This window comes from Arthrobacter terrae (genome assembly GCF_015708085.1).
Lineage (GTDB): Bacteria > Actinomycetota > Actinomycetes > Actinomycetales > Micrococcaceae > Arthrobacter_M > Arthrobacter_M terrae.
In genome coordinates this window covers 23497-49780 of the sequence record NZ_JADNYM010000001.1, presented here as the reverse complement: position 1 = coordinate 49780, position 26284 = coordinate 23497, and the positions used below count along the sequence as shown (strand labels likewise).

Here is a 26284-nt window from a genome sequence, read left to right as displayed (position 1 = left end):
AAAAGAGTACGTATTACGCATCGACAATCACCTGTGACTGCTCCATACTCATCCCACGCAGCACTCGTGTGCGGCGGGGCAGCAGGCAAGGTGCCTGGGCTGACATCTTCTTGAACGGACCTAGCAATGGCGATAGGTAGAGGCTTGCGCGCAACATCGGTTGTTGCGTCGACATCGATGCTGGCAGGCATTTTGGTGGTATCCATAGCCGGGCCCGTGCATGCGGCACCCGGCGCCGTTCCGGGCTCGATAGTGATCTCCGAGCTGAATTACCACGCCGGATCCGACCTTGACGCGGATGATTTCGTTGAGCTGACGAATACTACGGCCGCGCCGGTTGACATCTCCGGATGGTCTTTCAGCGCCGGCGTGACGGGAACGTTCGCCGCTGGCACTGTGCTTGGCGCGAAGGGCTATCTTGTGGTGGCTAAGGACACTGCACAGTTCCAGACCACCTACGGTTTCGCGCCTAACGCGGTATATGGCGGGAACCTGAGCAACGGCGGTGAGACGGTTACACTGGTGGATGCCGCGTTGGCCACCATGGATACCGTCACATACGCGGACGTCGCCCCATGGCCGACCGCCCCGGACGGAACTGGCCCCTCGCTGGAACTGCGCGATCTCATGGCAGACAAGTCCTTGCCGCAGAGCTGGGGAGCGAGCTTGGCTGCGGGCGGAACGCCCGGGGCCCGGAATTCCATTGATGGCAGTGTGGGCGGGACGGCACCCGTCGTAGCGGGCCTGACAGCGGCTCCGTCCCGTCCGGCCAACAATCAACCGGTGGTGGTCTCGGCCCGGCTCGAGCCCGGTTCTACCGCTCAACTCACCTACAAGGTTATGTTCGGCGCCGACGTCGTGGTGTCGTTCCTCGATGATGCGGCGAGTCCCGGCGGGGCCGGCGACGGCGTCTACGCCGCTTCGATTCCCGGACAGAGCGCGGGCAAGCTGATCCGATACCGGGTCGACGCCAAGTCCGCTGGCACGTCCTACTCGGTACCGGCGGCGGGCGATTCCGCCCGTTACCGCGGTGTAGTGGTGGTGAATTCGACCGTCAGCAGCCAGCTCCCCGTCATTGAATGGTTCATGGAGGACGCCGTCTACGATGACATTCTCGCCAATCACCGCGCGGATGACGTGCAAGGGGCGGCGGTGTGGTCCTACAACGGCGAGGTCATCGACGGCGCACTGATGAGCGTCCGCGGGAACTCCTCCCGCACGGAGCCCAAGGTGAACTGGAAGGTCGAGCTTCCGAAGGGCTACACGTTTGACCTTGCCGGGCAACTGCCCTATCCGCTGGACTCGTTCGCACTGCAGAACTATTCCGACAACTTCGCCGACGTTGGCTGGGCCACCGTTGAGGCCGCAGGCAATCGCGCATTGAACATCGTGCCTGTGCGGACGCAACGCAACGGGGCGTTCTGGAGCCTGGGCCGCATTATGGAAACTGAGGACGGCTCCTGGCGTGCGGCGCAAGGCGTGAAGGACTGGGCGATTTACAAGGCCGACATCGGCGGAAGCGTGGGTCGGACAACGTCACCGGCCGTGCTTCAGGCAAAGGGCTGGCTTGCTAAGAAGACGCGGAAGTCTGAGGACTTCACCGATGTCTGGACCCTGTCCAACACGGTGGACGCCCCGCCGTCTGCGGCGCAGCAGGCCTGGATTTACCAGAATGTGAATCTCCCGGAACTGGTCAACTACATGGCGATCAACTCGATTATCCGGCATCAGGACAGCGGCTGGTACAACTGGTGGCTGGCACGGGATACGGATGGCACAGGCCGGTGGGAGATGTGGCAGTGGGATCTGAACTGGATCTTCACCACCGCGGCCTCCGACGGCAAAGGGCTGTTCCTGACCCCGGATACATCAAACCACTTCACCCAGGCGATGCTTGCCTATCCCGAGATCAAGGAGATGTTCTACCGTCGGTTGCGCACGCTGGCTGACCAATTCCTTGCACCCGGTCAATACGAAGCCCATTGGGATGCCATCTCGGCCAAGACGACGCCGGATTGGAACCTGAATTACGCCAAATGGAAGGGATACACGCCCGCCTATGCCCGCAGCGCGTTCGTTAACGGCCTGACCGACCGCCGCAACGCGATCAACAACAACACCGGTGCCGGAAAGCCGGTGCCGACTACGCAGGCGGCCGACGCCAATGTTGTCATCAACGAGATTCAGTACCATCCGGCGGGAACCGGTGGAGAGTACATCGAGCTCGCCAACCCGGGGAACACCGCGGTCGACATCTCCGGCTGGGCTATCGACGCCGTCGGATTGACGATTCAGGCCGGCACGGTGATTCCGGCCGGTGGCCGGATTGTTTTCGTAGCGAACGACAAGGCCTTCCGCCAGGCCTACACCGGTGCGAACCGATTGGTTGGAGGCCAGTTCACCGGTTCTCTCGATGACGCGGGTGAGGCGGTTGTGCTCCGCGACGCGACCCGGACGGTCGATTCGGTGACCTATTCCAACCAGGCACCTTGGCCGGCCGCAGCCGATGGCACAGGCCCTTCACTTGAGCTGGTATCGCCGAGCGCGGACAATGCCGTGGCGGCCAGTTGGCGGGCGGCTTCAACCACAGGCGGTACGCCCGGTCTGGCGAACACGGCCGACACGGCACCGCCGGTGAATGTGGCGCCGGTTGCGGCGTTCACGTCCAGTGTCAACGCGTTGTCGGCCAGCATGGATGGGTCCGGTTCGAAGGACCCGGATGGCACAATCTCTTCGTACGCGTGGAACTTCGGTGACGGCAGTACCGGAAGTGGCGTGAGCGCGAACCACACCTACGCCGCGGCCGGCAGCTATACGGTCACGCTGACGGTGACGGACAATGCCGGCGCTAAGGGAACGGTGAATCATCAGGTCACTGTCGCGAGCACCCCGCCGCCGGTGAATGTGGCGCCGGTTGCGGCGTTCACGTCCAGTGTGAACGCGTTGTCGGCCAGCATGGACGGGTCGGCTTCGAAGGACCCGGATGGCACAATCTCTTCGTACGCGTGGAACTTCGGTGACGGCAGTACCGGGACCGGCCTGAGCGCGAACCACACCTACGCCGCGGCCGGCAGCTATACGGTCACGCTGACGGTGACGGACAATGCCGGCGCTAAGGGAACGGTGAACCATCAGGTCACTGTCGCGAGCACCCCGCCGCCGGTGAATGTGGCGCCGGTTGCGGCGTTCACGTCCAGTGTGAACGCGTTGTCGGCCAGCATGGACGGGTCGGCTTCGAAGGATCCGGATGGCACAATCTCTTCGTACGCGTGGAACTTCGGTGACGGCAGTACCGGGACCGGCGTGAGTGCCAGTCACAGCTATGCGACCGCCGGAACCTATACGGTCACGTTGAACGTCACCGATAACGGAGGCGCCACGGGAACTGTCAATCATCCGGTTACTGTTACCGGCGGTCCGCCGCCGGTCGCGGTGCCCCTGGCGCAGGACGCGTTCAACCGCACGGTCAGCGGCGGTCTGGGAACGGCCGATACCGGAGGCCCCTGGACGATCTCCGGTGCAGTCGGAGACTTCGCGGTCAAAGGCGGCGCGGCCACTATCGCGAGCCCGGCTAGATCTAACCGGTATGCCTACCTCAACGGGGTCAGTTCCAGTGATACGGAGGTGCGGGCCACTATCGGATTCAACAGGCCAACGGCGAGCAGTATCTACGCGGGTCTAATCGGCCGGCGCGTGGGCACCAATACTTACGGCGCCCGTGTCGTGGTCAGTTCCACCGGAACGGTGCAGCTGAACCTGCAACGCAATACAGATACGATTCTGAAGTCGGCCACCATCTCCGGTCTGACCTTCAACTCCGGTGACCGGCTCCAGGTCCGGCTGCAGGTGACCGGTACCTCCCCGACCACCCTCCAGGCGAAGGTCTGGAAAACCGGAACCACGGAACCTGCGAACTGGCAGCTGGCGACGACCGATTCCACTGCAGGGTTCCAGGCCGCCGGGGCAATCGGGCTCTACAGCTATCTCAGTACTACCGGCACTCCCACCCCGCTCACAGTCACTTTCGATGATCTCTGGGCAGGAGGGACGAAGTAGCTAAGGGCCCCTTTTGGTTACTCGAACCGGGAGGGGTCGCCGGTCCCGCGTCGAACAATCTCAGCGGTGCCCCCGGAAAAGTCGATAACGGTTGTCGGTTCGGCGCCGCAGTCGCCGGATTCGATCACCGCGTCCACCTCGTGGTCGAGCCTTTCCTTGATTTCCCAGCCTTGGGTGAGCGGCTGCTCCTGGTCGGGCAACAGCAGGGTGCTCGAAAGCAGCGGTTCTCCCAGCTCAGTCAGCAGGGCCTGCACCATCTTGGTGCCGGGAATCCGGACACCAACGGTTTTCTTCTTCGGGTGCAGGAGGCGGCGCGGGACCTCTTTGGTGGCAGGCAGAATAAAGGTGTAGCTGCCCGGCGTGACGGACTTGATGCTGCGGAACACGTCGTTGTCGATGTGCACGAATTGCCCCAGCTGGGCGAAGTCCTTGCAGACCAGTGTGAAGTGGTGCTTGTCATCAAGATGACGGATCGCCCGGATCCGCTCCAGCGCGGCTTTGTTCCCCAACTGCGCGCCGAGGGCATAGCAGGAGTCCGTGGGGTAGGCGATGAGTCCGCCGGATCGGAGGAGATCTCCGATCTGTGCGATCGCGCGCGGTTGAGGATCTTCCGGATGGACGTCAAAGAATTTAGCCATGTCACGAGCTTACGGCCGTCAGAGAGGCGGTGCACAGGGCGTTTCGGCGTGAAGTAACTTATACCTTCTGCTTCGGGGAATGAGAAGTTGTTTCAGGAAATTTTCGCCAAAACGATTGTGCAATAAGCAGGCTTCTGATTCTCTAGGAGAAAGGTTGGAAAGGCCGTCCTCGAAGCAGAGCGGAGACAAACTTGTCGCCTGTTATGAATCACACGGAAGCCCTCGAGACTTTCCACCGTGCGCGCCGCTCCGTCGGTTCTTTGCGCAGGGCCCTTGAGGATGAATTGGTCCTCGGCCACTTGGACATAGCAGAGACCGCGGCCCGTGCCTTCATCATTGGCGGAAGGGACCTGGATGATCTCAGGCAGATTGCGTCCATAGGACTGATCAAGGCTGTCCGCGGCTTCGATCCGGACCGGGGAACAACGTTTTTGGCATACGCAATGCCCACTGTGCGGGGGGAGTTGAAACGGCATCTGCGGGACAGCAGCTGGGTGATCCGGCCGCCGCGGCATTTACAGGACCTGCGGACTACCCTTTCCAAAACCGCACCGTCGTTAGCTCAGCGGCTGGGCGGTGAACCGACGCTGGCGGACCTTTCGGTTGAGCTAGAGGTCGATGAACGGGATGTCGCCGAGGCCTTGAACTGCCAAAGCAGCCTCCGTCCGGAGTCTCTGGAGGCACCGCTGGGCGAAAGAGGAGATGAACCGACGTTGAGCTTGTCGGAGGTCATCGCCGACTCAGACAGCTGGCCGGACCGGATCGAGGAAATTCTGATGCTCCGAGCCGCCATCCGGAAACTGCCGGCCAGGGAACGGCAATTGCTCTACCGACGGTACTTTCACGAAGAATCCCAAGAGCAGATCGGGCGTCAGCTGGCAATGACTCAGATGCAGGTCTCACGTCTGCTCGCCCGTGTCCTGACGAAATTGCAGCGAAATCTCCAGGACGACCCGCAGCAGGAGGCCGAAGGCCGGGGGCAACCCTCACGGAGCGCCTGAGCGGAGCCCCCCCCCCCGACCTGCCTTATCGACTTACCCGTCTTACCCGCGGACGGCCTCATCGCCATCGGCGGCCAGCAGGCCCTTCTCCTCCACGAGGTCCAGTGACAGTGTCTTGTAGCCCTCCGACTTAAAAAGCACCGTCACGGTGTCCTTCTCAGAGCGCATCACGACACCGCTGCCCCACTGCCGGTGGGTCACGGTGGATTGAGTTGGGAAGGGCCGTTGCTGCCCGGGTTGACTGGCCGCCGGGTCGGGTGTTCCGCAAGGGCGCCCGGCTGTTGCAGCGACCCGGTCGCAGTTGTCGCAGTTTCCACAGGACTCTAAAAGCTCCTCGCCAAAATATCCGAGGAGAAATTGGCGCCGGCAGCCGTCCGTTGTCGGCTCCCGGCACGGTAGGCCGGCTTGCCGGCCGCCTCACTGTCAGTGATCGACCCGCTCTGCTCCAGCAGACTCAGCAGACCCGTCATCCTCCGGATGTTCAGGCCGGACGCTTGCGCAAGGTCCGCCGCCGTCGCCGGTCCTTGCTGTTGCCGCAGGAGGCCGAACAGCTGACGGAGGGCATCGGGATCCGGCCGGTGTGCAGCGAAGAATCGGCGCAATCCCAGATCTTCGGGCCGATAGTGCAGGAGCGCGAGCGAGTCCCTGCCGTCACGTCCGGCGCGGCCTATTTCCTGGTAATAGCTGTCCACCGACTCGGGAATATCAGCGTGCAGTACAAAGCGGACGTCAGGCTTGTCAATCCCCATGCCAAACGCGCTCGTGGCAACAACCACATCAAGGTCACCGTCCAAAAAACTTTGATGAACGTCTTCCCGGACTCTTTTGCGCAGGCCCGCGTGGTACGCCTTCGCGCGAAGACCCATCCCGCCCAGGTCGGCGGCGTAGTCCTCAGCGTGCCGGCGGGTGGAGACATAAAGAATCCCCGGGGCCGGTAATTGCGGAAGCTGGTTAATGATCGCACGGCGCTTACCTTCGGCACTCTCATGGTGAACCGCCTCCAAGTACAGATTCGGCCGGTCAAAGCCGCGCGCAATAACCAACGGCTTCTCCAGCCGCAGCTGTTGGATAATTTCCTCCCGAACGGGAAGCGCGGCCGTAGCTGTAAGCGCGATGATCGGCTTGTCCAGCCGTGCGGCCGCGGCACCAAGCTGAAGATAATCCGGGCGGAAATCATGTCCCCAGGCCGAAACGCAGTGCGCCTCATCGATCACCAGCAGGGACACCTCCAGATCAGCAAGTCGGGTCATCGTTGCTTCCTTGACCAACTGTTCGGGCGCCAGGAAAAGGTATTTTGCCTTGCGCTTCTCATCGCTGTCCTCCGCGGCCGCCCACGCGTCGTCAAGCTCGGCCTGGGATTGCGAGGAGTTCACAACAACCGCCCTGTCCATGCCGGTGGCGGCGTTGATGGCTTCCGCCTGGTCCCGCTGGAGCGCGATCAATGGAGAGACAACGACGGCCACACCGGGAAGAACCAAAGCGGGTACTTGGTAGATCGCCGATTTGCCCGAACCCGTGGGCATGACGGCGAGGACATCCCTGCCGTGGACGGCAGCTTCCATCGCGGACAGCTGCTCCGGACGCAAATTCCGCCAGCCAAAGGTCTGCGCAGCTGCATTCCCCAGGTCTTTGCGCGTAGGTGGCATGGTTCCTCTGGATAAGAGATGGTTTCGGAGCTGGATACTAAGCCTACTTCTCTCAGCACGCCTGGATGCGGCGGACCGCAGCGGATTCAGGGGACCAGCGGATAATGACCCCTGTGCCATGACGAGCGGCCGCGCGTCATTCATACGCGATCAGCGTCCCTCATGCACACGGTAGACTCACCATCACCATGAGCATTGCCGGAAACGTTCCCAAGAATGCCCTAGCTTCGGTGCGTATCGATGCCTGGCTATGGGCCATCCGCGCCTACAAAACGCGCTCGGCCGCCACCGCTGCCTGCCGGGCCGGCCACGTCAAGGTCAACGACGCCGCCGCCAAGGCCGCACAGCCGGTAGTCCCCGGCGACACCGTTCGTGTCCGGCAGTCCGGATACGATCGGATCCTGCTCGTTAGGGGACTGATCTCCAAACGCGTTGGAGCCGAAGCCGCGTCACACTTTTTCACCGATCAGACACCGGAGCGTCCTGCAATGCCGGCCCTCGGGCTGCCGATGCGTGACCGGGGCGCCGGGCGGCCGACTAAAAGGGACCGCAGAATCATGGACCGCCTGCGCGGTGAAGACTGACTTTAAGCGGTGTCGGGACGGGCGCGGACCGGAGCGGGACGAGCGGTTAATATGGCCGGAGCTTCGGCCGGATGAGGCTCGACGCCGGACGGAGCTGTCGCGGCGCGCCGGCCCGTGCCTCTGGGAGTGCTGACGGCTCCCAAAGTGCCGCGGCTGGGCTGTTCGCAGCAGCCGGGGACGGCTGCGGCCCAACAAATGCTTAATATCGGGTGCCTCCGGAAATTCCCAAAACCGGTATACGTTTGGGCCTCCCGGTGGCACACTGATGACAGAGCCCCGCAGATGGCTTCGGCATGAGTCAGGATGGTGGATGCAGATGAATGATCGGCTTCCCATTATCTTTGTCCGTGGTTTCGCCGGCGGGCAGGGTGCTATCGATGTTGCGGTGGACGACGCATTTTATGGATTGAACGAGGGCTCGACGCACATTCGCGTTGGGGCGGGGGGACAGCCGCGGTTCTATCAGTTCGAAGGCCCACTGCTGCGGTTGATCAATGAGCAGGGATACCACGTTCAGGTGGCAGGCAGCCAGCAGCAGGTCCTGCTTTCAGCCGGTCCCGACGAACTCCCTCCGGACTCGGTGTGGATCTACCGGTTTTACGATGAGGAGTCCGGTTCGTTCGGAAACGAACCTAAGCCGTACGACATCGGCACCTCGGCACAGGGCCTGGCCGCATTCATCTCACTGGTGCGGTCCAAGACGTACGGAAACCCCCGGGTCAACCTGATGGCGCATTCGATGGGGGGTCTAATCTGTCGGACGGCGCTGCAACGGCTGATGCCGGACCCGGAAGAGTCCGTCTCCAAGTTGTGTACCGTCGGCACTCCGCATGGCGGAATCGATCCCCAGCTTGGCGGCGGCATCGGTGGCTGGTTGATGGACAAGTTCGGGCCCGATGGTTCGAACATTTTCAGCCCGGACCATATGCGTGAATACATGCTTCCAGCCGGCGCCCCGGAAAACGCCGGGGTCGATCCGCGTACTGGGCAGTGGGATCCCCGCCGGATGGTGGGGCCGTTTCCCGCGAGCCGGGTATTGAGCATCGTTGGGACAGACTCCGCTGACTATGCCGTCGCCAACGGGCTTTCCACCGTGGTTATGGGGGTGCAAAGCGACGGCTTGGTGGCCATCCGCAACGCCTACGTTGTCGGTTCAGCCCGTGCCTACGTCCATCGATCGCACAGCGGCAGGTACGGGTTGGTCAATTCCGAGGAAACGTATCAAAATCTCAAGTGTTTTTTCTTTGGTGGGCTGCGGCTGGAAGTCGGGCTGCGCGGCCTGATCCCGGCCGAGCTGGAGGACCGCGTCTGGCAGGCTGACGTGCGTTTGGCGGTGCGTGGCATCCCGGTGCTTTTACACGAGCAGACCGCCGCCCACTATTGCCCGGTGGATATCAATGCCGAAGCCAAGCAGCTTTCGACGCCGGACTCCCCGGTACCGCTGGTAACGCTCTTTTTGGAGCCCGAGGCGGCGAACGGTTGCCGGTACGCGTTGGACGTCAGCGTTACCTCGCTGGATGAGACCGGGGGGATCCTCGGATTCGGGGATCATCTGGAACAGGTCGGTGATTGGGAGGACAGCCTGATTCTGGACGTAGGTGCGCGTGACAGCGCCGGTCTGCCGGAGATGCGATGGCAGTGGAACAGCGAGCTTTACGGCCGGATAGCCGGACAAGAGCAGCTTTCCAACGCGGTGACATGGGGTGCCGGCGACGTAGACAGCGCCGGCGTGCCCTCGGTCCCGCTCACCGATTCGGGCAGGAGGCTCTTGGGCGATGCTGCGTGCTTGACTCTTACTGCGATCCCTTGGACCTAAGACAAACGAAAGGAACCTTCCGTGAAAAAGTACCTGCGCGTCGTTGGTGCCGTAGTTCTCAGTTCTGCAACCCTCGTCACGGCGACCGGATGCACCGGTAGCCCCGACGCCAGCCAGACGTCAGCGGGCCAACCAGCTACGTCTGCTTCAACAACCTCCGCAGACGGAGGTGGCGCTTCCTCCGGTGCGTCCGGTGACGTCACCCACGTGGGTCTTGCCGCCGTGCCGGGCATCGTCAAAACGGTGGAGCCGTCCGTGGTAACCATTAGGACCGCCATTGGCCTTGGCAGCGGCGTGGTCTATCACGCCGACGGGACCATCGTCACCGATGCGCACGTCGTGGAGGATCAACAGAAGCAGCCGTTCAGTACCGTCCAGGTCCAGTTCGCGGACGGAACGCAGGTGCAGGCCTCCGTAATCGGCGTCGACGATGTCAGCGACGTCGCGGTCATCAAGGCTGAGCGGTCCAACTTGCCGGCCGCGACGTTCTCCTCCGGTGTCCCTGAGGTGGGTTCCCTGGCCGTAGTTCTCGGCAGTCCGCTGGGGCTGGCCGAGACCGTAACGGCTGGTATTATTTCCGCTCTGCACCGCAATATGCCGGCGTCGGCGGAGTCTCCGCAGGGTATTACGGACCTGATTCAAACGGACGCTCCGATCTCCCCCGGTAATTCAGGCGGGGCCGTGGTGAACGGCAACTCGGAAGTGATCGGGTTGTCCGAGGCGTATCTGCCACCGAGCTCGGGGGCGGTTGCCATCGGGTTTGTCACTCCGGCCACCACTGTCACCGAGGTGGCGGACCAGCTGCTGGCCAATGGAAAGGTCCGGCACGCTGTCCTGGGCGTGATTCCGACCGACATCTCCCCGCAGGTGGCCCAGCACTTTAACCTCGCCGTAACCGAAGGTGCATTGGTTCTGGATGTGCCCAAGGGCGGTCCGGCCGCAGCAGCCGGTATGCAGCCCGGCGACATCATCGTCAGCTTCGCCGGAAAGAAGATCAGCAATGCGCTCGATCTGACGGCAGCCATTCGGCAAAAGGAGCCGGGGGATAAGGTCGACGTCGTAGTGCAGCGAGGCAAGAACACCAAGACACTGTCGGTGACGCTGGGCAACAGCGCCCAGTAAACCGCGCCGCTGCTTATCGGGCTGCATCGGAGAGAGCAATGCCGGGGAGCATAATCAAACCCGGCCAAGACCCGACGCGCAGGGGTGTGGCATCGCAGCGAAGCCGAAGGTGCAGTTCCGCAGGATCTGCGGGGAAGCGAATGACGGCGAGGGCCGCCGCGTTCCGGACGACCGCTTCTGGCCGCGCGGGTCGGCTGAGGCAATCTGATAACCGACCACCGGACTCTCGAGAGGACAGTTAAGTTGAACAGCGGTAGATCTTCACCCAGCGACACATCTTCCCCCGGCAGTGCACCGGCCGCCGGGCAGGCACCGGCCACCGGTGCCGTCTCAGTCGGGCTTCCCGATACCGTCTACGCGTGCTTGTTTGACCTCGATGGGGTGCTGACTAAGACGGCAACAGTGCATGCTGCTGCGTGGAAGGAAATGTTTGATGCTTACCTGAAGGATGTTGCCGCCCGGACAAATCAACCGTTCGTCCCATTTGATCCCGCCGCGGACTATGACCAATACGTGGACGGGAAGGCCCGGGCCGACGGTACCCGCTCCTTCCTTGCCTCCCGCGGGCTCACCCTTCCTGAAGGCGACATGGAGGACGGCGACGCCGACGGGTCCGCAGGCGGTGAAACCATTCACGGCCTGGGCAATCGTAAAAACCGGATTGTCCTGCGTCGGCTGGAACAGGACGGCGTCGATGTCTACAGCGGTTCGGTCGGCTACGTTCGCGCTGTCCGCAGGGCCGGGCTTCGCTGCGCAGTCGTGTCCTCCAGCGCAAATTGCCAGGCCGTGCTCGCCTCGGCAGGCATCGAAGACCTTTTCGACGTCCGTGTTGACGGGATCACGGCGCGCACCGACAAGCTCAAGGGTAAACCGGCGCCGGACATGTTCCTGGCTGCCGCCCGGTCGCTGGCAATGTCCCCGCAGCAGTGCGCCGTGTTTGAGGACGCGCTCGCCGGTGTCGCTGCCGGACGGGCCGGCGGCTTTGCGCGCGTGGTGGGCGTGGACCGAGCGGGCCAGGCGCCGGCCCTGCGTGACGCGGGTGCCGACGTCGTGGTCTGCGATCTTGCCGACCTGCTGCCACCGAGTCACGATGACCTGACCGATAAACCCACCCGGGAACAACCATGATGGAGCGCGCATGATCGAGCACGCCAACTTTCCGACCGAACCGTGGTGCCTGCGCGAAACGGCGCTGGACCTGGAGCGCCTGGCGCAAACGGAATCCCTCTTTGCACTGTCCAACGGGCACATCGGCTGGCGCGCAAACCTGGACGAGGGGGAGCCGCATGCGCTGCCCGGATCGTATCTGAACGGGGTTTTTGAACTGCGTCCGCTCCCATACGCCGAAGCCGGCTACGGCTATCCCGAGTCCGGACAGACAGTCATCAATGTGACCAATGGGAAGCCGATCCGGCTGCTGGTCAATGACGAGCCCTTCGACGTTCGATACGGTGAGCTGACCTCGCATGAGCGCTGTCTGGACTTCCGCACGGGACTGCTGCACCGGGAAGTCGAATGGGTCTCGCCGGCGGGCCGGGACGTGCGGGTGACTTCCACCCGGATGGTCTCCTTGGTGCAGCGGTCCATCGCGGCCATTCGTTACGAGGTGGAGGCGCTCAGCAGCCCGATTCGGATCGTGGTGCAGTCTGAGATCATCGCCAATGAGCCGCTGCCGGCTCCGCGCGGGGATCCACGCGTCGCGGCGGCACTGGAGTGCCCGCTGGTCCATGCTGAACATGCCGCCCATGGCGCGAGGGCAGGGCTGGTGCATACGGTGGCCGACTCGGCCCAGGTTGTTGCCGCGGTGATGGATCATCTGGTTCAGGGCCCCGCCGGCACAAGTATCGAAGCGGAAAGCTTTCCGGATTTGGGCCGCACCACCATCACCGTCACGCTGGAGCCGGGGCAGCGGCTGCAACTGACGAAGATGGTTGGTTACGGCTGGTCCGGGTCACGCTCGGTGCCGGCGGTTTGGGATCAGGCAGATGCCGCTTTGGCGGGCGCAATGCACACCGGCTGGGACCAACTGTGCGCAGAACAGGCGCAGTTCCTCGACGATTTTTGGCAGTGCGCGGATGTGGAGCTCGACGGCGATACCCGGATCCAGCAGGCGGCGCGGTTTGCGCTGTTTCAGGTGCTGCAGGCCGGGGCCCGGGCCGAGGGCCGGGCTATTCCGGCCAAGGGCCTGACCGGGCCCGGCTATGACGGGCACACGTTCTGGGATACCGAGACCTATGTCCTGCCGGTCTTGACTTACACCGCTCCGAACGCCGCCGCGCACGCACTGCGCTGGCGGCACACCACCCTACCGATGGCCCTGAAGCGGGCACAGCAGCTGGGACTGGCAGGGGCAGCTTTTCCCTGGCGGACCATCCGTGGTGAGGAATGTTCCGCGTATTGGCCGGCCGGGGCTGCAGCCTTCCACATCAACGCGGACATTGCCGCCGCCGTCGTCCGTTACGTTCGAGCTACCGGCGACGAGGCATTCGAAGGCACGGTCGGGGTTGACCTGCTCGTGCACACAGCCAGACTTTGGCGCTCCCTGGGACACCATGATGGACGGGGCAGCTTCCGCATTGACGGGGTCACCGGCCCCGATGAATACAGCGCAGTGGCGGACAACAATGTCTATACCAATCTGATGGCGCAGCACAATCTCACCTCTGCCGCAGACGTCGCAGGCCGGTACCGTGAACGTGCCGGTCAACTTGGTGTGGACCCGGAGGAGATTGCCAGCTGGCACGATGCCGCTGCGGCAATGTACATCCCGTATGACGATGTTCTAGGTGTCCACTCACAGGCGGAGGGTTTCACCGGTCACCAGACCTGGAACTTTGCTGCGACCACGCAGGCCCAATACCCATTGCTCCTGCATTTTCCGTACTTTGACCTATACCGCAAACAGGTGGTCAAACAGGCGGATCTGGTGTTGGCCATGCAACTGCGGCCGGACGCGTTCAGCCCGGCGCAGAAGGCACGGAACTTTGCCTATTATGAGGCGCTGACCGTGCGGGACTCGTCGCTCTCGGCCTGCGTGCAGATGGTGCTTGCCGCCGAGGTAGGCCAGCTGGAACTGGCCGACGACTACCTGACCGAAACCGCGCTGATGGACCTGGACGATCTGGAACACAACACTTCGGACGGGCTGCATGTTGCCGCCCTGGCCGGCGTCTGGACCGCTTTGACCGCCGGCTTCGGCGGGATGCGCGAAACCTGTATCTCGGACGGCACCGCGATGCTGCGCTTCGCCCCCCGGCTTCCGCCGGGGCTCAGCCGGCTTGCCTTCGGTGTACTCGTGGCGGGCCGGACCTTGCGGGTGGAAATTACGGCGACGGCGGCGTCTTATGTCCTGCGGAACGGCAAGCCGCTGGAGATACTGCATCACGGTGCCCAGATTAGTGTCACCACGGCTGAGCCGATGGTGTGCCCGATTCCGGAGCTGCCGATGACCGGTCCCCGGCCATCGCAGCCGGCCGGGCGGGCTCCGCGACGGCACAGCGAAGACAGGACATGACAGTGGACCCGCCACGCATACCTCAGATGGGTTCTGCGCCGCTGCCGGGCGGCAGATGCAGCCCCGGGCGGCCTGCTGTAGCAGCTGACTTGGCCACGTTCATCCCAAAACGCTTACTGCCCCGGACCAACGGCGTGTCGGCCTGATCGGCGACGTCCGGCGGCATGATCACCACAGGACACTGGGCTTGATAGACCAGCCGGTGTGCCAGCAGTGGCGATTGCGAAAAGTCGGTGCGCTGTGGTGCATCCAACACCAGCAACGTGGCCTGTTTGGACACGCTTAGCAGCACGTTGAGCGCGGTACCGTGGATCAGCCGGCAGGTGATGCTAGCCTCGTCGCCCAGGACCGCACGTACGTGCTCGCGTAATTTCTCTTCCGCCGCGGTAAAATCGGCGTCGGGCACAGCGGTGATCAGCGGTGGACGGGTCCCGGCCGCCATGGGTGGACGGGGCACGCGCCACGCACTGACGGCAAACAGCTCCGCGGAACGCTGTCGGGCTTCGTCGGCTCCCCATTCGAGGGCTGCTCTGGAGCCGCTGGTGGGGCTGACCCCAACCACAACGACCTCGCCGGTTTTTTTCTGATCACCCGTCATGGTGCTGACACTTTCGAGAGCGGATCGGAGATGTCCTCGAGCGATTTCCGCTCGGAGTCAAAGGCAAAGAACAAGGCGATGAGGCCACCAAAAACCATCATGCCGGCACCGAAGAAGTAGCCGATGGTTAATGGTTCACGGCTGCTGCCATCGCCGATCAAAGCGCCGAAGATGGCGGGCGCGATGGCTCCTGCAATTTGTCCGATGGCGAAGAAATACGAGATTGCCTGCCCGCGCAGCTCCTGCGGGAAGTTCTCACTCACCGTCAGGTACGCTGCTGAGGCACCGGCGGAGGCGAAGAAGAAGCAAATGCACCACAGCACGGTCTGGGTCGTGGCGGTGAGCGCACCTGCGTTGAAGAGCACTGCGGAAAACGCCAGAACAATGCCCGCCAGCGCATAAGTCCCGAAGATCATTTTCCGCCGGCCGATTGTGTCAAAAAGCGGGCCGAGAACGAGTGGGCCAATCAGGTTCCCGATGGCGAAGGGGAAAAAGAAATACTGCGTGGAACTGGGACTGGTTCCGTAAAAATTCTGCAGGACCAGCGCGTAGGTGAAGAAAATGGCGTTGTAGAGAAACGACTGTGTGACCATCATGACAAAGGCAACCATGGTGCGCCGGGGATACTTCTTCAAGAACACGGCAGCGACTTGCCGGAAGGGAATGCTCTTAGTGGGAGTTACCGTAATGGCCCGTTCCGACGGAACGTCCTTCAGATCGTGCCCTTCGGCGCGGACCTCGGCCTCAATCCGGTCCACGTTTTGTTCCGCTTCGTCGGCGTGTCCATGCATAAGCTGCCAACGGGGGCTTTCCGGGATGTGCCGGCGCAGATAAATAATGATCAATCCCAGCGCCGGGCCAATAAAGAATCCGATCCGCCAGCCCCAGTCCACCGGAACAACATCCGGGTTCAGCAGGAACACGTTTCCAAAGGCACCCAGCGCGGCACCACCCCAGTAGGTCCCGTTGATGGCGATGTCCACCCGGCCGCGGTAGTGCGAGGGGATGATCTCATCGATGGCGGAATTAATGGCGGTGTATTCACCGCCAATGCCCAGCCCTGCAATAAACCGGAAGAGGTAAAGGAACCATACGGCGAACGAAAGCCCGGCTACCCCGCTGCCGATCAGGTAGATGGCCAAGGTGATAATAAAGAAGCGCTTCCGTCCGAGCCGGTCGGCCATTCGGCCGAACACCAGCGCACCCACTACTTGTCCGATGAGGTAGACGGTACCTGTCAGTGCGACTTCCTCCGCGCTCATGTGTAGCGTTTTCTGAAAGCCGGCCGAGGCCACGAGCTCAATTTCGAGACCGTCCAGGATCCATGACACTCCCAGACCCAGAACCACCGTCCAGTGGAATCTGGTCCACGGCAACCGGTCCATTCTGGCCGGGATCAGACTCACAACGGGTTGCTGGTTTTGCGTGGCTGCAGCACTGGCCATATGAGCTCCTCAAGTTCACCTGCCGACACGGCGGGCTTAGCTACTGAAGGGTAAAATCTTAAATCCGTTTTGAGGCTACTCTCCGCTTATCAATTGCGGCAGGGCCTGCGTAAAAAAATTTCGGCCTTTCTGCCCTGGCTAAGACTGGCGGACCTGGCGCGCAGGCCACGCGGACAGGTGGGGTTGTGATTCCCGCAATGGCTGTGCCAAAGTGTGAAATATCTTTGCCCCATGCCCTGTGGAAGGTCACCGATGAACACTCAGGAAAAGCCGAATAACGGTGTCGCGCCCGTTCCCGTGCCGCCGTCGGGCAGCCAATTTGAAATCCGTGCCGGGGAACAGCTGGTGGTCCTCACCGAGGTGGGGGGAGCACTGCGCTCATACACTGCTGGGCAGCGTCACGTGCTGGACGGCTACGAAGTGGACGAGCAGTGCACCGGTGCCCGCGGGCAGTCGCTCATTCCCTGGCCGAACAGGATCTCCAACGGCCACTACGGTTGGCGCGGCAGCAGCCGTCAGCTGGACCTCACCGAGCCGGAAAAGCACGGCGCTATCCATGGGCTGACCCGATGGGCCAACTGGACGCAGGTCGAGCACCATCCGGACAGTGCCAGTTTCCGGTACGTCCTGCACGCCTGCCCAGGCTGGCCCTTCGTTCTGGACTGCCGGCTGGACTACTCCCTCGGTGAGCACGGGTTGACCGTGCGCACCAGCGCCACCAACGTCGGAACGGAGCCTTGCCCATACGGAACGGGTGCGCATCCATACCTCAGCGTCGGCACACCCGACATTGACAGCGCCTTTGTCCAGGCCCCGGGGTCCATCTACCTGCCGGTGGATGAGCTGGGGATTCCCACCGGCAGCAAACCGGTGGACGGGACGCATTATGACCTGCGCAGCGAACAGGTCGTGGGGGAGAGGCAGATCGACGTGGCGTACACGGATCTGCATCGCGGCGAAGACGGCCGTGCCCGAGTGCGCATGCTCGCGCCCGATCGCGCCGCGGGGGTGGAATTGTGGGTGGACGAGGCTTATTCGTATCTGGAAATCTTCACCGGGGATACCCTGCCTCAGCCCGCCCGCCGCCGCACCGGCCTGGGAGTCGAGCCGATGACCTGTGCGCCAAACGCCTTCAACTCCGGGCACGGGCTAATTACACTGGAACCGGGCGAAAGCCACACCGCGACCTGGGGGATCAACCCCTACCCGGACCTCCAATAATCCGCTCCATTCTGATCTGGAGTGCCGGCGGTGGGGCCAAAACCGCAAAATCGGTCCCATCGCGGGCCTCCCAGGGGTCAGAAAAGGAACTTGTCGGCAGTGAGCGGCAGATCCCGGATGCGCAGACCGGTGGCATTGTATGCAGCGTTGGCTATCGCCGCGGCAGCGCCTACAATTCCGATTTCCCCGATCCCGCGGGCACCGAGCGGACCGGCATGTTCATCGTGGTCCTCCAGCCAGATGGCATCCGCATCCTCAATGTCCGCGTTGGTGGGAATGTGGTATTCGGCAAAGTCGTGGTTGACAATAATCCCAAACCGCGGGTCCATCACGCTGTTTTCATGCAGGGCCATACCGATGCCCATGGTCATCCCCCCGATGAACCGGGACCGGGCGGTCCGCGGATTAATAATGCGCCCGGCGGAAAACACCCCCAGCATTCGTGACACCCGGATCTCGCCGGTATCGGCATTGATCCGTACTTGCGCGAACTGGGCGCCGAAGGAATGCAGCGCGAACTTTTCCTGGTCGGGATTGGCCGAACCCTGAGCTTGCGCCCGGGCACCGCGCACCGGATTGGAACCGAATTGAGCCCGGAAGGCTCCGGCTACCGCCAAAATAGCCGCGCCCCAGCTCGCCGTGCCGGTGGATCCGCCGGCCACCGAGGCTTGCGGAAGTGCCGTGTCGCCGATCTCAAGATGGATTCGTTCCACCGGGACCTGCAAGGCATCGGCGGCGATCTGCGTTTGAACCGTCCAAGTACCGGTGCCGATGTCCGCTGCTCCGATCTGGACAGTATAGATACCGTCGTTGCCGAAAGCGACGCTCGCTGCGTTGGCCGGCTGCCGCCGAAACGGATAGGTGGAGGCGGCTACGCCCATGCCGATGAGCCAGTCCTTGTCCGTCCGGGCCCGTGGCCGTGGATTCCGCTGCTCCCAGCCGAATCGCCCGGCCCCTGCGCGCAGATAATTGATCAGATGCCGGCTCCCGAACCGATTCCCCGATTCCGGATCAATCCCGGGTTCATTGCGGATCCGAAGTTCAATGGGATCGACTCCGCACGCCTGCGCAAGCTCATCCATCGCCACTTCCGGGCCGAACATGTGCGGGCATTCCCCGGGAGCGCGCATCCACGAGGGGACAGGAATATCCAGCGGCGCCAAACGGTGCGTGGTGCGCCGGTTCGGAGCGGCACACATCATCCGGGACGGGACCGCCGTCTGTTCGGCAAATTCCCTGATCTTGGATGTTTGTTCCACTACATCGACAACGACAGCGCTTAGCTTCCCGCCGTCGTCGGCCGCCAAGCGCACCCGCGCAATTGTCGGCGTGCGGTAACCGGCCAGCGAAAACATCTGCTGCCGGGTAAGGGCAAATTTCACCGGGCGGCCATTGCTGCATTTTGCCGCCGGCGCAGCGAGCACGACGTGGGCGTGCGGCATGCCTTTGGAGCCGAAGCCGCCGCCCACATGGGGAGAAATTACATGGACGTCGGCCGGGTCCAGACCCAGCACCGGCGCCCCCGTTTGCCGCACCGTGTGGGCGCCCTGGGTGGAGTCATAAAGCGTGAGGGTCCTGCCGACCCACTGCGCCACCGTGGTGTGCGGCTCCATGGGGTTGTTGTGTTCCGGCGGCGTCGAATAGGTTTGGTCGACGACGACGGCGGCATCTGCAAGCGCCGCATCTGCGTCACCGCTGCTGGTATCGGTGGGGAAGCCGGCGTTGACCTGTTCCGGTGCATACAGACCCGGATGGTCCGGGCGGAAGCGGGCATCGTGTTCCTCGGGTTCGTATTCCACGTGCACCAGGGCGGCGGCTTCCCGGGCGATCTCGGGCGTCCGGGCCAGTACAGCACCGATGAACTGGCCGCGAAAACCGACGTTCGCGTCCTGCAGGATGGCGAGCTCCGCATCAGCCGTGTCTGCTGATTTGGGTGCGTTGAAATGGGTCAACACGGTCATCACGCCCTCGCACGCCTGTGCCGCCCCGCAACCAATGGCCAGGATCCTGCCTAACGCGATCGTGGCCTGAATGGGGTGCAGGTACAGCGGGTTGTCCACCGGTTGCTCGTACGCGTAGGGTGCGGTACCGCGGACCTTGGCGGCGCCGTCCAGGCGCTGGAGCCCGGTGCCAATGGCCCGCGATGAACGCAGACGTCAGGTCGCGCAGGAGGGCCACAACCGTATTTCCTGCCATCGGGATTTTGAAGGCGTTATCCCGCAGGGCCTGCGCTGAGGCGAGTTCTGCGTCCACAGCATGGCGGAAATTTTCCTCCGTTGCCGGTGCGCCCCGCAGAGCTTCTTCGGCCCGCGCCGCACGCCACGGCTTGTGTGCCACGCCGCCGAGCGCCAGCCGAATGTCCTTGATGATCAGCGGAGGGCCGCCGCGACTGGCTGTGCCGCCGCGACTGGCTGTGCCGCCGCGACTGGCTGTGCCGCCGCGACTGGCTGTGCCGCCGTCGTCCTCCTGATCCGGCAACTCCAGGTCCAGGATAGCCGCCACCGACACCAATGCGAACGCATAGGACGCGCGGTCCCTGACCTTTCGGGAGGCGGACCGCTGCCCGGAGGCGGGCGCCGGAAGTTCGACGGCGGTAATTAAGTCGCCGTGTTCCAGAACCGTGTCGCGGGCGGGCTCGGTACCGGGAAGCCGATGGAAGTCCACCACCGGAATCAGGACGTTCGCCGCCGGCGTGCCGGACCACCACTGTCGCATCCAACGCCGCCATCGCCACCGCCATATCCGAGGGATGAACTGCCACGCAATCCTCAGAAGCGCCCAAAATTGCGTGCTACCGCGTGTACCCCTCCAGCGCCGAACAGCCCGTGCCGGGATCGCATATGGTCCACGAGGTTGGTGCCGCCGGCCAAGTATGCGGTGCCCTCATGTCCGGAAACCATAGCGACGGCGGCATCGGCATCCTCGGCGCGACGGTAGTCGAAGGGGATCATGGTTGGCCTCCGGAGGTGGCCGCCGCGTGCCGAACAGCGGCCAGAATATTGACGTAGGCCCCGCGCCGGCACAAATTGCCGCTCATCCGCTCACGAATTTCCGTGTCGCTGAGGGTAATCTCCGCTGATTTATCTGCGGGAGAGGCTGGTGCCGTGACGTGGCTTGGCTGGCCGGCTGCGGCTTCCACCAGCATGCCGACCGCGGAACAGATCTGTCCGGGCGTGCAATAGCCGCATTGGAATCCGTCCTGGTCCAAAAAGGCCTGCTGCACCGGGTGCAGCGTCTTGCCGTCGGCGAGGCCCTCGGCCGTGGTGATCTCGGCGCCGTCGTATGCCACCGCAAAAGCCAGGCATGTCGTCGCCCCCTGCCATTGAGCAAGACCGTGCATGCCCCGCATTGGCCGTGGTCACAGCTTTTTTTCGGTGACATGATGCCCAGTCTGTCCCGCAGCATATCCAGCAACGTGGTGCGCGTATCAACAGTGAGCGACCGTTCTACGCCGTCCACCTGCAACGTAATATCCGCTTCCATAAAAAGCAGCACCTCCGGGTCATTGTGGCAATTTCCGCAGCTGTCGGATCTCTCGTAACCGACTCCCACCCCAAGTGCGGGACAAGAGATTCACGCCAGGAAGTGGTTCCGTGGACGGCGGCGACGGCAGCACCGGGATCCCGCTCGGCTGTCGACTTCAGGGTCCGGGATAGTAGTGTGGTCGTGCTGGCCCCGGTATCGGAACGCCTGGCTATGTCCATCACAGGTTCCCGCGCGAGAGCCCAACCCCTGAAAGTTACACTGGCAATGGCCAAACAACCGGCAAGCAAGCAGCTGTCTCCCGCAGTTCCGACTGTCTTGGCAGCCCTTCGGACACCTAAGTTCCTGAGCAGGGAAGTCTTGGCCGGAATCGTCACTACGCTGGCGCTGGTGCCGGAGGTCATCTCGTTCTCCGTGATTGCCGGAGTGGATCCGATCGTCAGCCTCGTCGCGTCGATCGTTTTGGCCATCACTATGTCATTCCTCGGCGGCAGGCCAGGAGTGATTACCGCCGCAGCTGGTTCCGTCGCGCTTGTTGTGGCGCCCCTGGTGAAGGCTCACGGCGCCGAATACATTCTGCCTGCCGTGATTCTGGCGGGGATCGTGCAGATACTTTTTGGTCTATGCGGTATGGCGCGGTTGATGCGGTTCATTCCAAGGTCGGTGATGATCGGGTTCGTCAACGCGTTGGGGATTCTCATCTTCCTTGCACAGGTGCGCCATCTGATCGATGTTCCGTGGCTGGTCTATCCGTTGTTCGCACTGACGGTGGGTATCATCTTGATCCTGCCAAAAATTACGACGGCGGTGCCGGCACCTTTGGTCGCGATCGTCGCGGTCACGGCGATTGTCATCATCGCCGGTCTTAACGTCCCGAACGTTGCCGACGAAGGCCCCTTAACCGGAGGCCTGCCAGGCATTACGCCCTTCCTGGTTCCACTTAATCTGGAAACCCTGCACATCGTCTGGCCCACAGCACTAAGCATCGCCTTCGTCGGTCTGATGGAAACACTGCTTACCGCCAAACTCGTCGATGACCTGACGGACACTCGTTCGCACAAAGGCCGGGAGTCCTGGGCTCTGGGAGTGTCTAACATTGCTGCCGGTTTCTACGGCGGCATCGCCGGCTGCGCAATGATCGGTCAGACCATTGTCAATGTAAAGATCGGCGGGGCCAGGACCCGCATCTCCACGTTCATTGCAGGTGTTTTCCTGCTGGCCCTCGTGACAGGGTTGAGCTCGCTGATGGGACAGATTCCCATGGTGGCCCTTGCCGCCGTCATGATGATCGTCGCAATCAGCACCGTCGACTGGCACAGCGTCAAACCGGCAACGCTCAGGCGGATGCCCGTCCCGGAGACTCTCGTCATGACTCTGACGGTGATCGTCGTCGTCGTGACTGGTAACCTTGCCATCGGTGTCCTCGTCGGCGTCGTCCTGGCCATGGTGTTGTTTGCGCGCAGGATTGCGCATGTAGTCCGGGTCGAACGGTTTCCGGCCGACGACGGCGCATCGGTGAGGTACGACGTCCGCGGGCCGCTGTTCTTCGGGAGCAGCAACGATCTCGTTGACCAATTTTCTTATGCCCTCGATCCCGCGGACGTGAGCATTGACTTCACGCACGGACAGATCTGGGACGCGTCCACTGTCGCGGCTCTGGATTCTATCGAGACTAAGTACCGAGGCCACGGGATTGCCGTCACGTTCCAGGGACTGGATGAGAACAGCCTGAAGTTCCATCGTCGGCTGACGGGGCGCTTCGGGGCATAACGGCGCCTAATTGCATCGGCCCAGCGCCGTTTCCGGTTGGGATGGGCAACCCGCGACGGCGGCCGTTCCCGTGCTTGTGCTTGCGATCGAGCCGAATGAAGCCCCCAATAGCCTTCACCCTGGCGGGCAGCACCAAAAACGCACGTGATGGCGCTGCACCGGGTTGCCGGACAACTCCTGCTCGAAGGCCAGGAGTTGCCGCTGACCGAACACGAAGAGTGGGCTGACGGGGGCCGACGGACAGCTTCGCCGCAGGAGGGACGCCTCGACAATATGCCAGGAGCTTCGGAAAGTAACCGGATCGGCCGCAGTCCAGCCGGCCGTCAGCATGGTGTCCCGCAGCGACTCGGCAGATCCAATCACGGCCAGGTTCACCGGATCACCGAGCAGCCCGTCCACCGTACGTGTCCTGCCAAAAAGATGGTTTGGGACGTAAATACGCGTCAAAACGCGGTTTAGCCCCGGCAGCAGGATGTAGGAGGCCAGCACCCAAATCAGCAGGAACGCCCAAGGCTGTCGGCCACCGTCGTCGATCTCTTTCAACAGCAGGACATAGACGCCCCAGCCGACCAGCAATGTGCTGACGAGAAAGAAAATTCGCTGTCCGGTCAGCACCACAGTGCTGGCGGCCCGCCGGTACCACCGAGGGGACAAGCCCGTGTCTTTCCACGAGGTAGCCTTGGGCCGGGCGTCCAGAGCCCCAGTATGGCCTCTGTCGCCCAATACTGCACAGGAGAAGCCGGACTTGGTTGACGACTCTGCAGCAGACCAGTGCGTCGGCCCCTTTTCTTCTTGGATCCGGACGTGGGATCATGCTGGCATGAGCAAGGATCAGCATTCGCGGCGGACGGGTAACGGAGAGCGGACGAACACGGAGCAGCATTCGCTGTCTACCGCGGAAATCCGCGCGGTAGCGCAGCGGCGCGAGGATGCGGAAGAGAAGCTTGAGCGCCATCTGCGCGAGAGCGAGCATAAGGCGAAAGAGTCCGACGACGACGACGGCGACGGCACCTAAGGCGAAGGACGATCCCTTTCAGGGTCTGTCGCGCCCAAGGCGACCAGGACTGACGCAGTGCCTGCTTGTCGCGATTGGTGGTCCGTCTGCTCGGCAAAGGAGGGTTCTTGGCGGCGATGTCCACACGGCATGCTCCCGGACAATAGAGGTATGACCGTTCTTTCTTCGGTTGATGACGGGCTCCCGCTCTTCACAGGGAGCCCTCCAGTCCCAAGGATGGCCCATCCAACCACCCTCTTTGCATCGAATAGCTTATGTCCGCAGGTTAGGATGCTTGCCCCTTGGATAACGGCGCCTCACTTACCACACGAGCCATGCCTTTTCAGCATTCTTCCTTGCCCGCCCGGCGACCGACGGGCGCAGACATCAGGCCATTCGCGGCCGGGAATTTATGCGCTTTGACGCCGATCCGATACCCCGGCGGGCGCCGTGAGAGAGGATTATGATGGGACAGCCAACAGAGGAGGACCGGCAGGGGCAGACGGCGGCCGCGCAAAGCCGGCGTCTGCTCTTCAGCGGTGATGGGTCAGTAATCGGTTTCGCCGATCGGCAGCTCTTAGGTGCAGGGGAGGCGGAGCCGCACGGCGAGCATGCCCTTTGGCCGGAGACCATAGCGGACCAGGAAAATAATGTTTCCGATGGCGATCTGCCACACGGCCGTGACAGGGCAATCCGTGACGGCACCACCGGTGACGGCACCACCGGTGACGGCGAAAAATAGCGCGTTCCGGTTTCCGACCATCCGTGAGGCGGATCACAACGAATATCCTAATGAGAGCAACAATTCCTCAACAATGGACCCTAGGCCAAAAAGGTAATGTTATGAACATCAATAAGGTTAAGTTTGTCATCATCCCGTCCGCAGCACTGCTGTTGGCCCTAAGTGGATGCTCTTCATCGGGGGCAGGGACGGGCACGGATACCACCAGCCCGGCAGGTTCCACGTCCGCCACATCCATGGCGCCGTCCTCCCCAGCCGCCTCCGCAACGAGTCCTGACACTTCTACGTCCGCACCCGCCGCAGCGGCGGAAACCATCCACATTCAGGATTTTGCCTACAGCGGTCCAGACAGTGTGGCCCCGGGGTCAACGGTGACCGTGATGAACATGGACAGTACCGCCCATACCGTGACAGCCGATGAGGGATCAGCCTTCGACGTGGTAGTGAAACCAGGGGAAAGCGTGACGTTCAAGGCGCCGACAACCCCCGGCACCTATAAGTACCACTGCACGTACCACGGCAATATGCACGGGACGTTGGTCGTAAAGTGAGCGCCGCTGACCGAGCCACGCGCGCACCTGCCCCTGCAACGTCGAAGCGAAGCGGCCTCGGGGTGGTCCTGCGGATCCTGGTTGTCGCAGCGCTGGCCGTTGACGCCGTCGTGCATATCCGGCTCGCACCCGGGTACCAGCTGGCCGCCCCGGACGGAATAGGGGAAGGAAACTTGTTCTACTTGGAGTCAGCGGCCGCCATCGTGGCCGCGCTCTACGTTCTGATCCGCGGAAGTCGGCCGGCATTTTGGCTGGCTCTTATCGTGTTGGCCGCCGGATTGGCGGCTGTGCTCCTGTATAACTATGTCGATGTGCCGGCCATCGGCCCGATTCCAGCCATGTACGATCCATTGTGGTTCCCGGAAAAGTCCATCAGCGCCATTGCCCAAGGGCTTGGTGTGGTCTTTGCCATCGCAGGTCTGGTACGTCTGCGCCGTTAGTCGCGGTGCGGGGCCGGTCTGGGCTACGTTGGGCCATATGGCAGAAAAACCCGCGGCGCACGCCACTGACAATATTCGTCTCACTGCACGGGTCACAGGAGCGGTGCAGGGCGTCGGTTTCAGGTACTGGACGGCCCGCCGGGCAGCGGAACTGGAACTGACGGGGACCGCCACAAACCAGTTCGACGGGTCAGTGGAGGTGATTGCCGAAGGACCGGCGGTAGCCGTGGTGGAACTACAGGCTTGGCTGAATTCCTCGGAGCCACCAGGAAAAGTGGACGATGTTGCCTCCTTTCGGTCTCCTGCCACCGGCTCGTTCCGGGACTTCCGCGTAGTTTAGCGGCGGCCGGCAATAGTGTGCGGTGAATGCGTTTATTCCCGCGCCTGGTAAACACCGACGGCCTGCGCCGGCGCTCGTCCCCCCGTCTCGTTCTGCCCCCTTATTCGTCGTGTCCCTGATCGGTACTCATTTGACCGGCGGCCGGTGGTGTTTCGCCGGGCGGAACCCCGCCGCCGGGCTCCAGACCGGTGATATTGCCGTTGAGAGGGTCCGGATTTGCCGCAGCCCCCTTGTCGTTATTGTTCTTTCCGGCCGGTTTTTCCGCACCTGGTTGGTCCGGGTTGGCCGGGTCATTTTCCGGGTGATAGCTGCTCATTAGGGTT

At 62.7% G+C, this 26284-nt stretch carries 23 protein-coding genes and 2 pseudogenes; 14 read left to right on the top strand and 11 right to left on the bottom strand.

From position 1 onward, the window contains the following. Nucleotides 1-144 precede the first annotated feature (144 nt). A complete protein-coding gene (locus IV500_RS00220; RefSeq protein WP_196394821.1) occupies nucleotides 145-4056 on the top strand; it encodes a PKD domain-containing protein in 3912 nt (1303 codons plus the stop codon). Between the two features lie 17 nt (nucleotides 4057-4073). Here IV500_RS00220 and IV500_RS00215 read toward each other — a convergent pair whose 3' ends face one another. Continuing rightward, complete coding sequence (locus tag IV500_RS00215) at nucleotides 4074-4694, bottom strand: L-threonylcarbamoyladenylate synthase (RefSeq protein ID WP_196394820.1); 621 nt, start codon at nucleotides 4692-4694, stop codon at nucleotides 4074-4076. Nucleotides 4695-4897: 203 nt separating this feature from the next. On the opposite strand from IV500_RS00215, the gene IV500_RS00210 reads away from it, so the two are divergent. After that, nucleotides 4898-5695, top strand: coding sequence for a sigma-70 family RNA polymerase sigma factor (locus IV500_RS00210; protein ID WP_196394819.1), 798 nt, complete (start codon nucleotides 4898-4900; stop codon nucleotides 5693-5695). 42 nt (nucleotides 5696-5737) lie between these two features. On the opposite strand, the gene IV500_RS22050 is transcribed toward IV500_RS00210, so the two are convergent. Beyond that, the gene (locus IV500_RS22050) at nucleotides 5738-5896 is read right to left on the bottom strand and encodes a hypothetical protein (RefSeq protein WP_312875767.1); all 159 of its coding nucleotides are present in this window, start codon (nucleotides 5894-5896) and stop codon (nucleotides 5738-5740) included. A gap of 449 nt (nucleotides 5897-6345) precedes the next feature. Beyond that, nucleotides 6346-7257, bottom strand: a pseudogene (locus IV500_RS22045) (RecQ family ATP-dependent DNA helicase); the annotation flags it as partial. Between the two features lie 272 nt (nucleotides 7258-7529). Between IV500_RS22045 and IV500_RS00200 the strand changes: the two are divergent. The 5 genes from IV500_RS00200 (at nucleotide 7530) to IV500_RS00180 (ending at nucleotide 14377) form a co-directional block, all read left to right on the top strand. After that, nucleotides 7530-7925 carry an Hsp15 family ribosome-associated heat shock protein gene (locus IV500_RS00200; RefSeq protein ID WP_196394818.1) on the top strand — a complete coding sequence of 132 codons (396 nt, stop codon included), beginning with the start codon at nucleotides 7530-7532 and terminating at the stop codon, nucleotides 7923-7925. 310 nt (nucleotides 7926-8235) lie between these two features. After that, nucleotides 8236-9741: a lipase family alpha/beta hydrolase gene (locus IV500_RS00195; protein ID WP_196394817.1), complete on the top strand. Its 1506-nt coding sequence runs from the start codon at nucleotides 8236-8238 to the stop codon at nucleotides 9739-9741. A gap of 21 nt (nucleotides 9742-9762) precedes the next feature. Beyond that, nucleotides 9763-10863 (top strand): S1C family serine protease, encoded by a 1101-nt coding sequence (locus IV500_RS00190; RefSeq protein ID WP_312875766.1) that lies wholly within the window; start codon nucleotides 9763-9765, stop codon nucleotides 10861-10863. A 243-nt stretch (nucleotides 10864-11106) separates the two neighbouring features. Next, nucleotides 11107-11991: a beta-phosphoglucomutase family hydrolase gene (locus tag IV500_RS00185; protein ID WP_196394816.1), complete on the top strand. Its 885-nt coding sequence runs from the start codon at nucleotides 11107-11109 to the stop codon at nucleotides 11989-11991. Between the two features lie 10 nt (nucleotides 11992-12001). Continuing rightward, a complete protein-coding gene (locus tag IV500_RS00180) occupies nucleotides 12002-14377 on the top strand; it encodes a glycoside hydrolase family 65 protein (protein ID WP_196394815.1) in 2376 nt (791 codons plus the stop codon). Nucleotides 14378-14399: 22 nt separating this feature from the next. On the opposite strand, the gene IV500_RS00175 is transcribed toward IV500_RS00180, so the two are convergent. Further along, a complete protein-coding gene (locus IV500_RS00175) occupies nucleotides 14400-14975 on the bottom strand; it encodes a universal stress protein (RefSeq protein WP_196394814.1) in 576 nt (191 codons plus the stop codon). Beyond that, nucleotides 14972-16420, bottom strand: a complete 1449-nt coding sequence (locus IV500_RS00170; RefSeq protein ID WP_196394813.1) for an MFS transporter — start codon at nucleotides 16418-16420, stop codon at nucleotides 14972-14974. The genes IV500_RS00175 and IV500_RS00170 overlap by 4 nt, the downstream gene beginning before the upstream one ends. Before the next feature lie 252 nt (nucleotides 16421-16672). Here IV500_RS00170 and IV500_RS00165 point away from each other — a divergent pair, with 252 nt between their 5' ends. Then, entirely contained in the window at nucleotides 16673-17641 is a 969-nt protein-coding gene (locus IV500_RS00165; protein ID WP_196394812.1) for an aldose 1-epimerase family protein, read from the top strand. A gap of 77 nt (nucleotides 17642-17718) precedes the next feature. Here IV500_RS00165 and IV500_RS00160 read toward each other — a convergent pair whose 3' ends face one another. The 4 genes and pseudogenes from IV500_RS00160 to IV500_RS00150 form a co-directional block, all read right to left on the bottom strand. Continuing rightward, nucleotides 17719-19755, bottom strand: a complete 2037-nt coding sequence (locus tag IV500_RS00160; protein WP_230854306.1) for a xanthine dehydrogenase family protein molybdopterin-binding subunit — start codon at nucleotides 19753-19755, stop codon at nucleotides 17719-17721. 166 nt (nucleotides 19756-19921) lie between these two features. Next, a pseudogene (locus IV500_RS21175) lies at nucleotides 19922-20356 on the bottom strand (FAD binding domain-containing protein); the annotation flags it as partial. 53 nt (nucleotides 20357-20409) lie between these two features. Beyond that, nucleotides 20410-20592 carry an FAD binding domain-containing protein gene (locus IV500_RS21170; protein ID WP_230854281.1) on the bottom strand — a complete coding sequence of 61 codons (183 nt, stop codon included), beginning with the start codon at nucleotides 20590-20592 and terminating at the stop codon, nucleotides 20410-20412. Then, nucleotides 20589-20981, bottom strand: coding sequence for a (2Fe-2S)-binding protein (locus IV500_RS00150; RefSeq protein ID WP_312875765.1), 393 nt, complete (start codon nucleotides 20979-20981; stop codon nucleotides 20589-20591). Before IV500_RS00150 ends, IV500_RS21170 begins: the two co-directional genes overlap by 4 nt. 410 nt (nucleotides 20982-21391) lie before the next feature. Between IV500_RS00150 and IV500_RS00145 the strand changes: the two genes are divergently transcribed. After that, nucleotides 21392-22894 carry a SulP family inorganic anion transporter gene (locus IV500_RS00145; RefSeq protein ID WP_196394810.1) on the top strand — a complete coding sequence of 501 codons (1503 nt, stop codon included), beginning with the start codon at nucleotides 21392-21394 and terminating at the stop codon, nucleotides 22892-22894. Between the two features lie 114 nt (nucleotides 22895-23008). Here IV500_RS00145 and IV500_RS00140 read toward each other — a convergent pair whose 3' ends face one another. Beyond that, nucleotides 23009-23548: an LssY C-terminal domain-containing protein gene (locus tag IV500_RS00140; RefSeq protein WP_230854280.1), complete on the bottom strand. Its 540-nt coding sequence runs from the start codon at nucleotides 23546-23548 to the stop codon at nucleotides 23009-23011. A gap of 166 nt (nucleotides 23549-23714) precedes the next feature. On the opposite strand from IV500_RS00140, the gene IV500_RS00135 reads away from it, so the two are divergent. The 5 genes from IV500_RS00135 (at nucleotide 23715) to IV500_RS00115 (ending at nucleotide 25961) form a co-directional block, all read left to right on the top strand. Then, nucleotides 23715-23909 (top strand): hypothetical protein, encoded by a 195-nt coding sequence (locus tag IV500_RS00135; protein ID WP_196394809.1) that lies wholly within the window; start codon nucleotides 23715-23717, stop codon nucleotides 23907-23909. A 442-nt stretch (nucleotides 23910-24351) separates the two neighbouring features. Next, entirely contained in the window at nucleotides 24352-24630 is a 279-nt protein-coding gene (locus IV500_RS00130; protein WP_196394808.1) for a hypothetical protein, read from the top strand. 101 nt (nucleotides 24631-24731) lie between these two features. Then, nucleotides 24732-25181 (top strand): cupredoxin domain-containing protein, encoded by a 450-nt coding sequence (locus tag IV500_RS00125; RefSeq protein ID WP_196394807.1) that lies wholly within the window; start codon nucleotides 24732-24734, stop codon nucleotides 25179-25181. Beyond that, complete coding sequence (locus IV500_RS00120) at nucleotides 25178-25621, top strand: hypothetical protein (protein WP_312875764.1); 444 nt, start codon at nucleotides 25178-25180, stop codon at nucleotides 25619-25621. The genes IV500_RS00125 and IV500_RS00120 overlap by 4 nt, the downstream gene beginning before the upstream one ends. 37 nt (nucleotides 25622-25658) lie before the next feature. Continuing rightward, nucleotides 25659-25961 carry an acylphosphatase gene (locus IV500_RS00115; protein WP_196394806.1) on the top strand — a complete coding sequence of 101 codons (303 nt, stop codon included), beginning with the start codon at nucleotides 25659-25661 and terminating at the stop codon, nucleotides 25959-25961. Between the two features lie 100 nt (nucleotides 25962-26061). Here IV500_RS00115 and IV500_RS00110 read toward each other — a convergent pair whose 3' ends face one another. Next, nucleotides 26062-26277 carry a DUF6480 family protein gene (locus IV500_RS00110; RefSeq protein ID WP_196394805.1) on the bottom strand — a complete coding sequence of 72 codons (216 nt, stop codon included), beginning with the start codon at nucleotides 26275-26277 and terminating at the stop codon, nucleotides 26062-26064. Between the last annotated feature and the right edge of the window lie 7 nt (nucleotides 26278-26284).